9 protein-coding genes and 1 pseudogene are annotated in these 13,910 nt (G+C 32.9%); 6 read left to right on the top strand and 4 right to left on the bottom strand.

Features of this window, described 5'->3' with window-relative positions:
* Position 1: 1 nt before the first annotated feature.
* The 3 genes and pseudogenes from galK to HM982_RS18620 form a co-directional block, all read left to right on the top strand.
* Positions 2 to 1,150, top strand: a complete 1,149-nt coding sequence (gene galK / locus HM982_RS06665; protein WP_179352311.1) for a galactokinase — start codon at positions 2 to 4, stop codon at positions 1,148 to 1,150.
* Between the two features lie 13 nt (positions 1,151 to 1,163).
* Positions 1,164 to 2,183, top strand: coding sequence for a UDP-glucose--hexose-1-phosphate uridylyltransferase (locus HM982_RS06660; RefSeq protein ID WP_179352310.1), 1,020 nt, complete (start codon positions 1,164 to 1,166; stop codon positions 2,181 to 2,183).
* Positions 2,184 to 2,260: 77 nt separating this feature from the next.
* Positions 2,261 to 2,389: pseudogene (locus HM982_RS18620) on the top strand (SUMF1/EgtB/PvdO family nonheme iron enzyme); the annotation flags it as partial.
* 789 nt (positions 2,390 to 3,178) lie between these two features.
* On the opposite strand, the gene HM982_RS06650 reads toward HM982_RS18620, so the two are convergent.
* Complete coding sequence (locus HM982_RS06650; protein WP_179352309.1) at positions 3,179 to 4,435, bottom strand: tyrosine-type recombinase/integrase; 1,257 nt, start codon at positions 4,433 to 4,435, stop codon at positions 3,179 to 3,181.
* Positions 4,436 to 4,761: 326 nt separating this feature from the next.
* Here HM982_RS06650 and HM982_RS06645 point away from each other — a divergent pair, with 326 nt between their 5' ends.
* Positions 4,762 to 5,478, top strand: a complete 717-nt coding sequence (locus HM982_RS06645; protein WP_262886535.1) for a tRNA-uridine aminocarboxypropyltransferase — start codon at positions 4,762 to 4,764, stop codon at positions 5,476 to 5,478.
* A gap of 121 nt (positions 5,479 to 5,599) precedes the next feature.
* Here the strand turns inward: HM982_RS06645 and HM982_RS06640 are convergent, their stop codons facing one another.
* A complete protein-coding gene (locus tag HM982_RS06640) occupies positions 5,600 to 7,651 on the bottom strand; it encodes an HD family phosphohydrolase (RefSeq protein WP_179352307.1) in 2,052 nt (683 codons plus the stop codon).
* Positions 7,652 to 7,761: 110 nt separating this feature from the next.
* On the opposite strand from HM982_RS06640, the gene HM982_RS06635 reads away from it, so the two are divergent.
* Together HM982_RS06635 and HM982_RS06630 are read left to right on the top strand one after the other, a co-directional pair.
* Positions 7,762 to 8,940 (top strand): acetyl-CoA C-acyltransferase, encoded by a 1,179-nt coding sequence (locus HM982_RS06635; protein ID WP_179352306.1) that lies wholly within the window; start codon positions 7,762 to 7,764, stop codon positions 8,938 to 8,940.
* Between the two features lie 9 nt (positions 8,941 to 8,949).
* Positions 8,950 to 9,699 (top strand): C40 family peptidase, encoded by a 750-nt coding sequence (locus HM982_RS06630; RefSeq protein ID WP_179352305.1) that lies wholly within the window; start codon positions 8,950 to 8,952, stop codon positions 9,697 to 9,699.
* 47 nt (positions 9,700 to 9,746) lie between these two features.
* On the opposite strand, the gene HM982_RS06625 is transcribed toward HM982_RS06630, so the two are convergent.
* Positions 9,747 to 11,033 (bottom strand): tetratricopeptide repeat protein, encoded by a 1,287-nt coding sequence (locus tag HM982_RS06625; RefSeq protein ID WP_179352304.1) that lies wholly within the window; start codon positions 11,031 to 11,033, stop codon positions 9,747 to 9,749.
* 37 nt (positions 11,034 to 11,070) lie between these two features.
* Positions 11,071 to 13,608: a DNA gyrase subunit A gene (gene gyrA, locus HM982_RS06620; protein ID WP_179352303.1), complete on the bottom strand. Its 2,538-nt coding sequence runs from the start codon at positions 13,606 to 13,608 to the stop codon at positions 11,071 to 11,073.
* Positions 13,609 to 13,910: the final 302 nt, after the last annotated feature.

The raw sequence follows: 13,910 nt of genomic DNA, 5'->3' as shown, positions 1-13,910 counted from the left end.
TATGAATAAGAGACTAATTAAAGACGTAAAGCGCAGTTTTAAAGAGCAATTTAAAACCAAGCCGCTTATTGTGTTTTCACCAGGTAGAATTAACCTCATTGGAGAGCATACAGATTATAACGATGGCTTTGCATTTCCTGCTGCTATTAATAAAGGTATTGCCCTTGCGATAAGTAAAAGCGACTCTAAAATAAGTAAGTCTTTCGCCTTAAATAAAGAAGAACTTTACGAATTCAACACAAAAAACGTCAAACCTTTAGAAAGTGGAGGTTGGCGTAATTACATTCTTGGCGTTGTTGCAGAACTGCAAATATTAGGTAAACCTATTGGAAACTTTAATAGTGTTTTTGCTGGCAACATTCCTGGAGGTGCTGGCATGTCTTCTTCAGCAGCCTTAGAGAATAGTTTTGTCTTTGGACTTAATGAACTATTTGATTTAGGTTTATCAAAACACAAAATGATTTTAATTTCTCAAAAAGCCGAACATAATTTTGCAGGTGTAAAGTGTGGTATCATGGATCAGTACGCAAGTATGTTTGGAGTTAAAAAGAGTGCACTTCTACTCGATTGTAGAACCGTAGAATCAAAACCTTATAAAATTAATTTTCATGATTATAAACTGATGTTAATTAACACTAATGTAAAACATGATTTATCTGAAAGCGCCTATAATAATAGACGCGAAGTGTGTGAAAAAGTATCAAAATTATTACACCTTGAAGCATTAAGAGATGCTTCAAAAGCAGACTTAGATAAAATAAAAGGGGATATTACAGATGAAGATTATCAGCAAGCACTTTATGTAATTAATGAAAATAATCGTGTAAAGCAATTCTCTGAAGCTATTAAAAAAGATGACATTAGAGCTCTAGGCGACTTACTATACCAATCGCATGAAGGCTTAAGTACCAATTATAAAGTAAGTTGTGCAGAATTAGACTTTTTAGTTGAATGTTCTAAAGAAAATCCGCATATTTTAGGATCTCGAATGATGGGTGGAGGATTTGGAGGCTGCACCATTAACTTAGTTAAGAAAGACGAGTTTAAGAAATTTAAAAAAGACGTTTCTAAAAAGTTTAGAAAAGAATTTGAAAAGGACTGTTCAGTTTATAGTGTAAAACTATCGCAAGGAACACAAGTCGTTAAATAAAAATATCAATACAATGAATACAAATTTGCAAGACTATTCGCATAAGCGATTTAATATACTAACTGGGGAATGGGTTTTAGTATCACCTCATAGAGCAAAACGACCATGGCAAGGACAGAACGAAGAGATTTCAAATGACATACGCCCTGCACATGATCCAAGTTGTTATTTATGTGCTGGAAATACACGAATTAATGGCGAAGTAAACCCAAAATATAACGATGTATTTATCTTTACAAACGATTTTGCAGCCTTACAAACTACATCACCAAAATTTGCTGTAAACGAAGGCTTATTTAAAGCTGAAAGTGAACAAGGAATTTGTAAAGTTATATGTTTTAGTCCAGATCACTCTAAGAGTTTGGCAGACATGGATGTCAAAGATATTGACAAAGTTGTGAAGGCATGGCAACAAGAATATACAGAATTGGGTGCTCATGAAATGATTAACTATGTCCAGATTTTTGAAAACAAAGGATCTGTAATGGGTTGTAGTAATCCACATCCTCACGGACAAATTTGGAGTCAATCTACATTACCTAATGAAGTTGATAAAAAAAATCAACATCAAAAAACGTATTTCGATAAAAATAAGAGTAGTTTATTAGGAGATTATTTAAAGCAAGAATTAGAGGCTGACGAACGCATCATTTATCAAAATGACGATTTTGTTGTACTAACCCCTTTTTGGGCTGTTTGGCCTTTTGAAACCATGATTGTTCCTAAAAAACAATATACTAATATCACTAAGATTTCTAAGAAAGAAAGTTTTAACTTTGCGGATGCGATCTCTAAAATAACTCAAGCATACGATAAATTATTTGAGTGTTCTTTCCCGTATTCTAGCGGAATTCACCAATCACCAACGGATGGTCAACCTAATGACCATTGGCATTGGCACATGAGTTTTTACCCACCTTTATTAAGAAGTGCAACGGTTAAGAAATTTATGGTTGGTTACGAAATGTTTGGTTCTCCTCAAAGAGATATCACAGCAGAGCAAGCCGCAGACCGATTAAAAAACTTATCATAATAAAGTTACGCCAATATTGAAAAAATCATTTTATCTTCTAGTATTTCTATTTACTCATGCCATGAGAAAAACCAGCACACAACGTAAAAGTAGATAGTTTCTTTATTAACATTACAGAAGTAACAAACAAACAATTTAAAGCTTTTGTTGATGCTACAGACTATGTAACCATTATAGAACGTAAGATTGATTGGGAAGAATTGTAAGCCCAATTACGTGTAGGAACATCAAAACCTCACGACTCTATCTTACAACCATTTCTTCAATACCAACTATTATAAAACATTAGATACTAAAGCGATAATTGCTAATCCTAAAGGTGCATCAAAAACCTATACGGCTTTTAATCCTTATGCTATAGAACATATTATTAAAGGGGGGTTCATTTCCATGTAACGCCTGTTATTGTTTTAGTTTTAGAATCTCAGCAAAAATGAGTACTAGAGCCGATTCTGGATTAGATTATTCTGGTTTTAGAACTGTCCCGACTTTAGATATGCTATCTCATTAAAAATAAGATTTATCAGTATAAATCAATGTCATCTAACAATTAATTTATTAAATAGTATCTAATAAAAAAACACTCTATTCATATTAGAGAATTGAGTGTTTTTTTTCTTAACAAATATCAGATTATAGAGGTCAGTAGTTAGTTGCATATAAAGAGTATATATTACAGGGTCTATAAAAATCCTTTTATATTTGAGCCTTTCTATGTCTATATTTATATGTGTTGAACTTAAAAATATGAATTTAAATACTGACCTCTAAAAATTTAATTTTACTTAAAAAGTTCAAATGCTTCACCTGAATTGCGCTAAAAAAAGCTTCTATAAAGAGATTATGGACGGTAATATTGTAATTAAAAGTACCAGTAAGAAGTTAGAAGACCAACAACTCGTAATACAAGACGTTATGTGTGACGTATGTAATTATTACCAAAGCAGTATTATAATATTTTTACAGACTATTTCTCTTTAAGTCTATACTCATTCTTAACCAACTATAAGATCATTTGCCTCATCTAATACAGAATTGCTAAAACTTTTCAAATAAATTTCGGTTGTCCTTATAGATTGATGTCCCAGCCCTTCGCTTATAATTTCTGTAGAAATGCCCATATTTTTTGCGATTGTTGCCCAAGAATGTCTAATATAATAGGAGGTGATTTTTTCTTCAATATTTGCATCCTTCGCAATTATTTTCAATAATTTATTGACTAATCTTCTATCTGAACGATATTTTTTAAATGCTTCAACCGAACCATCATAACCAATTGGGAATATGAAGTCATCTGGATTTTTATCATGGGTATATTTCTTAAGTATTTCAGAAAATTCTGTTGTGATTCTAATTGATAAAGGGTCGTTTGTTTTACTTCTACCATAATATATTCTATTTCCTTTTATATCACATAATTTCAATTTAGCAAGGTCAATTAAATTCATACCTCTACAGTTAAACATGGCTAAGAAATAATTTCTTGTATGCCAAAGACTACTGTTTTCTTCATATATCAAATTTCGAATAGCAATTATTTTTTCTTTAGACAAAGCCTTTTTTTTTGTTCTCGTTGTAGATGGAATTTTATAACTGGAAAAAGGATGTTTAAACGGTATAAATACATCTTCTTTAATTGCAGTGTTATAAATAGCTCTAATTGCTCTAGTGTATGAACTTATACAATTTTTAGAATTTCCTTTTGACAAATGTTCTATTTCAAAATCAGTTAAAAAAGTTACTGTAACCTGATGAAACTTTACAGGAGAATTATTATTAAATTTTTCAAAAGCTGTTATTGCATTTTTGTACCAATTAGCAGTTGCTGGCTTGTTAGATTTCAGTTTTCGATTTATTAAAACGTTCCCCCATTCCTCAATAGTAATTTCATTAGAAAGATCTTTCTTAACTTTTGAATCTAATTTATCATCCCATATTTTTTTAATATTCTCAACTAGCGTATCAACTGTTATCTGGTTAAGAGTATCACCAAGTTCATTGATCAAAGACTTTGCTGAATGAAGTTTTTCATATAACGTTTTATTAATCTCACTGCAATCCAAATCCTTATTTACAGAAACTGATTTTTTAATAGTCATGTTATTTGCATCCCATCCAGCTTTAGAAGTCTTATAAGGAAGACGAATCATTCTAGGTCTTTTATGAAAAACTCTAACTACGATTGGAAACAACCCATCATTCACAGTTTTTGACTTAGCTCTGGTATCCAAAATTAATTTTGCTCGTGCCATTTCTCAGTAATTTTAGATATAAAGTTAGCAAAAATTACGCACACTTTACGCACACTTTTGTTTGAGTACAATTCATATCAAACAACCTCAAAATTAACTAAACCGAACAAAATCAACTATTTATAAATAATATTACTTGTGAAAATAGTCGCTTTTTTGGCCTTCTAAGCAGGCGGTCCTAGGTTCGAATCCTAGTGCGATCACAAAAAGCCTTAACATGTATGTTGAGGCTTTTTTGTTGCTTATAATGTATCTTCACTTTTCTTTAAATAAGTGATAAACAAACTCGTTAGAAAGATTAAGAGATTTTCACTTTGCCAATAGAAATGAAAGCCCCCAGAATAACATGTTATAAATGTATGAATCCTAAGAGTACATGCGTTTGTAAGCATATCAGTCCTATACAAACTAAAACTCGTTTTATTATTCTTATGCATCCTAAAGAGTATAAAAAAGAAAAAAACGGTACAGGACATATGACGAAGCTTCAACTCGAAAACTCAGAAATTATAGTTGGTGTCGATTTTAGCAATAATAATCGTGTAAATGAAATTCTTGCTCAAGAAAAAAGCGCTTCTTTTTTACTTTATCCTGGTAAAGATAACTTTAACTTATCCGTAAGAAAAAGTTCAGAAATCAATTCATTCATGGGCGACACCCCAAACCTCTTTATTCTTGATGGTACATGGCCTTGCGCACGTAAAATGCTAAAATTAAGTACAAACTTACAGAAACTAAGAAGAGTAAGTTTTGATAATAAAATTAAATCAAAATTTATCATCAAGCAGCAGCCAGAATCACTTTGTCTTAGTACAATTGAATCCGTCTTTACAGTCTTAAATTTACTTAAGGAAGGTGGCTTAGAACAATGCGAAACAAAAGGTTTTCTGATTCCTTTTGAAAAAATGATTGCACACCAACTTGAATATATACTAAACCCAAACAGTAAGAACTATCGTTTAACCGAGAACAATACGGTTACTGCTAAGAATATGTACAAGAAAAGTACAGAAAGAAATATTATTTTTGAACAAGAATCGTAATATTCATCTGTAGGATAGTTTGAATCTGTTATAATTTTACACGATTATTTTCAGGTAAATAAAAACCCATTCTAAATCTGAATTAGAATGGGTTTAACTTATTTAATCCTAAATAAAGCCTCTATTCTGGGTACTCAATTCTTAAATGATAAATGTTAGCTAGTTTACGTTTAAGCACCTTTTTTATAGCTTGAATTTCTTTAAACGTAATATTCGCATTTAAAAACTGTCCGCTTTCCATTTGCTTATCAATAATACGCTCTACAAAATCATTAATCTTAGTACTTGTTGGTTCCTTTAAACTTTTTGAAGCAGCTTCTACACTATCACACATCATAAGTATAGCAGTTTCCTTGCTAAAAGGCTTTGGGCCTGGGTACATAAAGTCTGAAATATCGACGTTTTCATTAACCGCTTTCTCTTTCATATAAAAGTAATAAACGACACTAGTCCCGTGGTGTGTTCTAATAAAATCAATGACACGATCGGGTAAATTATATTTTTTAGCAATTTCAATACCTTTTATAGTATGGTCAATAATAATTTGGGCACTCTCTCTACTCGATAATTCATCATGAGGATTAATCCCAGTACTTTGATTTTCTGTGAAGTAAGTCGGGTTATTCATCTTACCAATATCATGATACAGTGCCCCTACTCTAATCAACATAGCATTTGCTCCAATTTCGTTTGCTGAAGCTTCTGCTAAATTCGCAACGTTTAAGGAATGGTGAAATGTACCTGGTGCTTTATTAGATAATTCTTTTAGCAGTTTTGTATTTGTATCTGAGAGTTCTAGCAGTGATACATCGGAGACTAAGCCAAAAACCTTTTCATAAATATAAATTAAAGGTTGAACAAACAAAGTTGCTAAACCACATAAAATAAACAAGCCGAAGGTCTCTAGTTTTAACCCTGTTAATTGCCCTTCATGAATTACAAAAAAGGCAAAATAAGCAATGATATATATAAATGTAATTTGTCCTACTGAAATAAATAAATTTGCCCTTTTATATAATTCAGATACCGTTAATATAGTCACCATACCTGCTATAATCTGTAAAAACATATACTCATAACTATTAGGCACAATAAAGCCCAAAAGTAAAACCGTAAGTACATGTACAAACAACCCTAAACGCGTATCAAAAAACGCTTTTAAAACTAATGGTAGTATACATAAGGGTACCACATAAATATATTGCGAGTTATAGTTAATGACCAAAGTGGTTAACAAGACCATTAATGCTATATTGAAAAATATAAAAGTAACTTTAGTGTTATTTAAAAAAACGTCTAATCTATATTTTCGTAAAAATAATAACAACATCAAAAGTGCTAGTGCTACTAATAAGGTATAAGCCACAAGCACCCAATTATAATTAGCTGAGTTCCATACTTGAGATTCGTACTCGGATTTTAAAGAGCTTAATACATCAAACTGATTATCTTCAACAACCTGACCTTTTGAGACAATAAGTTGATCTTTTTCAATATGCCCTCTCGTTAATGAGATTCGAGACAGGTCTTCTTCTAGTGCTTTATCACTTAAACTTTTATTTAGTGTAACATTAGTTTTTATAACATCAAAAAAGATAGATAGCATTCTTTTTTTAATATCAACAGATAAAGTGTTTCCTAAATCTTTTTCTACAAATTGCCGCCATTCACTTAACTCATACAAGTTGCCATACTGTAATTCTTTTTGAATGGTGTTAGAAATCGTTAAAATTACAGATCGATCATCGTCATAATTATAATCTAAATCTAATATACCTGATTTGTAAAGCTTATTAATTATTGTTTTTCCATGCTTATATAAATCCGATTTTTCATTATTGGTAGAACTAGAATCTCTAAACACTTGGTTATAGCGCATCGTGTAGTCTAACAGTACATCATCTTTAACACCTGAAGCAACTTCAAAATATAAAGAGCTATGGCTTTCAATGTCTTGTTTTTCTTTAGCTATTTCAGTTTGCGATTTCTTAATCGCAAAATTAAAAGGGGCGTATAAATTTTCGGATTGCCAAGGCTTGCCTTTTTCAAAAGCATACTTAAACTTTCCTGTTTTAGGAAACAGGTAAACAATAAACAGTGTGGTCAACAAGAATAGCAATACCTTATAGACTAAAGCATGATTCTTATACCACTTATTAAGGAATACATTCATATACAATCAAATGTAGTAAATATTAAAATTTTAGACTGCTAATATCATTAATACATTCTAAAATCTCTTAAAAAATGTTTAATTTCGCAGAGAATATAAACATAATCACAATGAATAAGGACGTCGTTATTGTTTCAGCAGTTAGAACACCAATTGGTAGTTTTTTAGGAAGCCTATCTACAGTACCAGCACCACAATTAGGGGCCACTGCAATTAAAGCAGCTTTAGAAAAGGCTAATTTAAAGCCTGAATTGGTCGATGAAGTCATCATGGGTAACGTTGTACAAGCTGGCACTGGACAAGCACCAGCTAGACAAGCAGCGATTTACGCTGGCCTACCAAACACGACACCTTGTACAACCATTAATAAAGTTTGTGCCTCTGGCATGAAGGCTGTAATGCAAGCTGCTCAAGCAATACAGTTAGGCGATGCAGATATTGTAGTTGCAGGCGGCATGGAAAATATGAGCTTAATACCACATTATTATCATGCTAGAACAGCTACAAAATTTGGACCTGCATCCCTAGAAGACGGAATGCAAAAAGATGGTTTAGTTGACGCTTACGACAATAATGCTATGGGCGTTTGTGCAGATGCTTGTGCAACTGAATATAAATTTTCTCGAGAAGATCAAGATGCTTATGCTGTTCAATCTTATGAACGCTCTAAAGCCGCTTGGGAAACAGGTAAATTTAACGAAGAAGTAACGCCTGTTAAAGTGCCTCAGCGACGTGGTGACGCTCTAGTTGTTGTAAAAGATGAAGAATATACTAATGTAAGAATGGATAAAATTCCAGCTTTACGTCCTGCCTTTACAAAAGATGGTACCGTTACTGCAGCAAACGCATCTACAATAAATGACGGTGCAGCAGCAATGGTATTAATGAGCAGAGAAAAAGCAGCTGAATTAGGCTTAGAACCTATCGCTGTTATAAAAAGTTATGCCGATGCAGCCCAAGAACCTAAATGGTTTACAACAGCTCCTGCTAAGGCTTTACCAAAAGCATTAGCAAAAGCTAACTTAGATATAGATGCAATAGATTTCTTTGAATTTAATGAAGCTTTTTCTGTCGTTGGATTAGCCAATATGAAAATTCTAGGCTTAGATGATAGTAATGTAAATGTAAATGGAGGTGCTGTTTCTTTAGGCCATCCCCTTGGATGCTCTGGAGTAAGAATATTAGTCACTTTAATTAATGTGTTAAAGCAAAATAACGCTAAATTTGGAGCTGCTGCCATATGTAATGGTGGTGGAGGTGCTTCAGCAATGGTTTTAGAACGCGTTTAACCCTATCTTATGCAATACGGCATTTGCAATCTTGGCATTGTACCTATACGATTAGAACCTAATGATACCAGTGAAATGGTAACACAGGCGCTGTATGGCGATTTTTTTAAAGTGCTTGAGCAACGAAAAAAATGGAGTCGCATTCGTTTTGCGTTTGACAATTATGAAGGCTGGATTGATAACAAACAGTATTTAGAACTTGATGAAGCCAACTACAACCAACTTAAGTCTTCAGACATTAATTTATCTAAGGATTTAATTGAATTTGTAGCTGATAAATCAAACCACCTTTACCCTATTCCTGTAGGTTCTGATTTAAATGGGTTAACAGTTTTAGACCATCAATTTGACGGTGAAGCATTATCTTCTAAAAGTGCTAAGGAAAATATTGTTAAATCCTCATTCTTATTTTTGAATGCTCCTTATTTATGGGGAGGAAAAACTCCTTTTGGAATTGACTGCTCAGGCTTTACACAAATGGTTTATAAACTTAACGGTTACAAGTTATTTAGAGATGCCTCTGAACAAGCAACTCAAGGTGAAGCTTTGAGTTTTATTGAAGAAAGCGAACCAGGCGATTTAGCCTTTTTTGATAATAATGAAGGTAACATCACACATGTGGGCATTATAATGGAGAACAATTATATTATTCATGCCCATGGTAAGGTAAGAATTGATCGCTTAGATCATAGCGGTATTTATAATACGGATAAAAATATGCATACTCATAAACTAAGAGTAATTAAAAAAATTGTATAAAAAAAGCGACTTAAAAGTCGCTTTTTTTTATACAATCTATGTTTTTCTTAATTCCCAGCTGCAGCAGATTCCATTTCTGCAATCTGTTCTTTCATTTTGTTAAACTTATCCATTTCACCTAACACACTGTAGATATTCATCAAAGTTTTAGCAGCATCAATATTGTTGCTTCTTAACTCTAAAGCTTTCTCTAAATAAGGAATAGCATCGTGATAAAGTTGAGAACGTTGTTCTTTAAGTTCATCATATTTTTTGTTATCAGCCGAACTAGTACCTAAACCATTCATTTCCTCAACGATATCTGCTTCTTTTCCCAGTATCACTACTGCAATATTATTATAAGCATCAACGTAGTTAGGATTAATTTCTATTGCTTTCTCGTAATATTTAATAGCTGCATCACCGTTTCCACCTTCAGCTGCTAAAACTCCTAAATTGTATTGTAACTCTGCATTATCAGGGTCTTTTTCTGTAGCTTCCTCCATTAAGTCTCTAAACTTTTCTCTGTTACCCATTTTAAGGTAGACATTAGCTTCAGACAATAATAAACCAATATCATCTGGGTTTTCTGCTCTAGCATCTGCCATAGCACCTAAAGCTTTTTCATTATCGCCTTGAGACACATAAATTAAAGCAATGTTCTTTACGATTTCAGCTGTTTTTGATGGACTCATTTCATCCTTAGGATCAGAATGCATTTTTGCTTTAACAGATAAGTCCCTAGAAGTTTTATCTCCAAACGTCTCAACAACATTAGTTTCTACGTTAGTTGCCATATAGTTCATTTTCACACCACTATACCCTATGTTTTTCAACTCTATATAATATTCTAAAGCGGCATCATAATCAGGCTCAGATACGGCAGAAGAAGCTGCGTAATATAAGTACAAGGTATCTTTAGGAGACATTCTATATACTTTTTCAAATCCTTTGGCTGCAGTTTTATAATTTTTATTAGTAAATGCATCATTAGCTTTAGTTAAAAATGTATTTACCATTTTAGAGGTCATTTCATTGGCATCTTGAGTATATCTCATTTTACCTATTTCCGATTCCAATGTTTTTAATTGATCTAAACTAGCAATAGCCTCATCAATATCAGCATCAGAACCCTGACCTTCAGCATATAAAGCTTGAGCTTTTAAATAATAAAACTTAGTTTTTGTTTTATCATCCATACTTCCAATTAAAGCTTCTGCAGTTGTTACAGCAGATTTAGCATCTCCGAAATTTGAATCTTTAAGTGCTTTTTCAATATCTCTTACCTCACTTTTTTGAGCAAAGGTCATTGACGAAATTGCCATGATTAGCACTAATGTCAGTAATTTTTTCATCTTGTAATAAATAGTTTATTTGTTAATATAGTTTATTTTAGTTTTCATTATCTGTATTATCAATAGCCGTGCCATCCTCTGGAGCTTGATCTGCATCTAAAATTTCGGCATCAATATCTTCAATTACTTCCTCTTCGTCTTTCATCACTTTCGCTACAGCTGCAATAGAATCGTTACCTTTAAGATTAATTAATTTAACCCCTTGGGTTGCTCTTCCCATAACACGTAAATCAGCGACGCCCATACGAATGGCAATTCCTGATTTATTAATAATCATTAAATCGTCATCATCAGTAACATTCTTTATAGATACTAAATTACCTGTTTTCTCAGTAATTGAAATCGTTTTAACACCTTTACCACCTCTGTTAGTAATTCTGTAATCCTCTAAACTAGAACGCTTACCGTAACCATTTTCAGAGACTACTAAGATATTACTTTCCATATCATTTACAGCAACCATACCAATAACTTCGTCTGTTTTTTCATCTTGAAGACGAATACCACGAACACCTGAAGCATTTCTACCCATAGGTCGTGTTTTAGCTTCTTCAAAACGAATCGCTTTACCAGATTTTAAAGCTAACATAACTTGACTTTCGCCAGTCGTTAATTTTGCTTCTAATAAAACATCGTCTTCTTTAATCGTTATCGCATTAATACCGTTAGATCGTGGTCTAGAATATTGCTCTAAAGCCGTTTTCTTAACCTGACCTTTTTTAGTTGCCATAATGACATAATGACTGTTTATGTAAGCTTCATCCTTTAAATCTTGCGTACAGATAAAGGCCATAACCTTATCATCTTGCTCAATGTTTATTAAATTCTGAATGGCTCTACCTTTAGAGGTCTTACTACCTTCTGGAATTTCGTAAACACGCATCCAGAAACATTTTCCTTTTTGCGTAAAGAACAACATGTATTGGTGGTTGGTACCCACAAATAAATCTTCTAAGAAATCTTCATTACGTGTTGTTGATGCTTTTTGGCCAACACCACCTCTATGTTGTGTTTTGTATTCTGAAAGTAAGGTTCTTTTAATGTAACCTGCATGAGAAATTGTAATCACAACTTGCGCATCCGGAATCATATCTTCAATACTTAAGTCACCTCCAGCATATTCGATTACAGAACGACGCTCATCACCATATTTATCTTTAACAACTTCTAACTCTTCCTTAATAATAGTCATTCGACGCTCTTTTTTATCAAGAATGTCTTTAAGGTCAATAATTGTTTTCATGATGTCTTCATACTCCGCACGCAATTTATCTTGCTCTAAGCCTGTTAATTGACGTAAACGCATCTCAACAATAGCCTTAGCCTGAATTTCTGAAAGTTCAAAACGCTCAATTAAGTTATTACGAGCTTCTTCTGCATTATTTGAAGCACGAATAATTTTAATCACTTCATCAATATTATCAGAAGCTATAATTAAACCTTCTAAAATATGAGCGCGTTCTTCGGCTTTACGTAATTCGTATGTGGTACGTCTTACAACAACTTCATGTCTATGCTCAACGAAATAATGAATTAAGTCTTTAAGATTTAATAATTGTGGACGCCCATCAACTAATGCAATATTATTAACACTAAAAGACGTTTGTAAAGCAGTGTATTTGTATAATTTATTAAGTACGATATTAGGAATAGCATCACGTTTTAAAACATAAACAATACGCATCCCCTTTCTATCCGATTCATCACGAATAGAAGCAATACCTTCCATTTTCTTGTCATTAACAAGATCAGCAGTCTTTTTAATCATATCTGCTTTGTTAACTTGGTAAGGAATTTCAGTCACAATAATACATTCTCTACCTTGAACTTCTTCTATGACCGCTTTTCCACGCATTACAATACGTCCACGACCGGTATGAAAAGCTTCCTTAACACCGTCATACCCATAAATTGTTCCTCCAGTTGGAAAATCTGGCGCTTTAACATGTTGAATTAATTCGTCTATTTCAATATCGTTATTATCAATGTAAGCAATAGTACCATTAACAACCTCTGTTAAGTTGTGAGGAGGCATATTCGTTGCCATACCTACAGCAATACCCGATGCACCATTTACTAAAAGACCTGGAATACGTGTTGGTAATACAGTAGGTTCTTCGAGCGTGTCATCAAAGTTTAATTTATGATCCACAGTTTCTTTATCAATATCTGCCAACATATCTTCAGATATCTTTCGCATTCTTGCTTCTGTATAACGCATTGCAGCAGGACTATCACCATCTACTGACCCAAAGTTACCTTGGCCATCAACGAGCATATAGCGCAGACTCCATTCTTGAGCCATACGTACCATAGCATCATATACAGATGTATCACCGTGTGGGTGATATTTACCTAAAACTTCACCGACTATTCTTGCTGATTTTTTATGTGCCGAATTTGCCCTAATACCTAGCTCATGCATACCATAAAGTACACGTCTATGTACTGGTTTTAAACCATCTCTTACATCTGGTAACGCACGTGACACAATGACTGACATTGAATAGTCAATGTAAGCCGATTTCATTTCATCTTCAATGTTAATTGGAATGAGTTTTTCTCCTTCTGCCATATATAAAATTAATTAGTGTTTTTGTAAGTTTTCATAACATGCTAATATAACCAAAATACGACTGTTTATAGCCAAAGACCTTATCATTTTTGGGATTTTTTATTAACAATATGTGATATCTTTTTCGTTAATAAGTATCTGCATATTTGCTTTGATATAAAATGCTTTTTCACTCTCTTCGTTTACAACTTATACTAGAGGTCTAAGAAACCTTATAACAAGCTTTAAAATTCGTTTTTATTGCACGCGTATTTCACTAGAAAACAAATCGGTAACACTCAAGTTTTGATTATACTTTCTAC

Source organism: Winogradskyella vidalii, assembly GCF_013403955.1.
Lineage (GTDB): Bacteria > Bacteroidota > Bacteroidia > Flavobacteriales > Flavobacteriaceae > Winogradskyella > Winogradskyella vidalii.
The sequence above is the reverse complement of the archived record's forward strand: the minus strand, read 5'-3'. Positions and strand labels throughout refer to the sequence as shown.

Coding starts and splice junctions, on each gene's coding strand:
- galK (WP_179352311.1), top strand. CDS start 2: ATGAATAAGAGACTAATTAAAGACGTAAAGCGCAGTTTTAAAGAGCAA.
- HM982_RS06660 (WP_179352310.1), top strand. CDS start 1,164: ATGAATACAAATTTGCAAGACTATTCGCATAAGCGATTTAATATACTA.
- HM982_RS06650 (WP_179352309.1), bottom strand. CDS start 4,435: ATGGCACGAGCAAAATTAATTTTGGATACCAGAGCTAAGTCAAAAACT.
- HM982_RS06645 (WP_262886535.1), top strand. CDS start 4,762: ATGAAAGCCCCCAGAATAACATGTTATAAATGTATGAATCCTAAGAGT.
- HM982_RS06640 (WP_179352307.1), bottom strand. CDS start 7,651: ATGAATGTATTCCTTAATAAGTGGTATAAGAATCATGCTTTAGTCTAT.
- HM982_RS06635 (WP_179352306.1), top strand. CDS start 7,762: ATGAATAAGGACGTCGTTATTGTTTCAGCAGTTAGAACACCAATTGGT.
- HM982_RS06630 (WP_179352305.1), top strand. CDS start 8,950: ATGCAATACGGCATTTGCAATCTTGGCATTGTACCTATACGATTAGAA.
- HM982_RS06625 (WP_179352304.1), bottom strand. CDS start 11,033: ATGAAAAAATTACTGACATTAGTGCTAATCATGGCAATTTCGTCAATG.
- gyrA (WP_179352303.1), bottom strand. CDS start 13,608: ATGGCAGAAGGAGAAAAACTCATTCCAATTAACATTGAAGATGAAATG.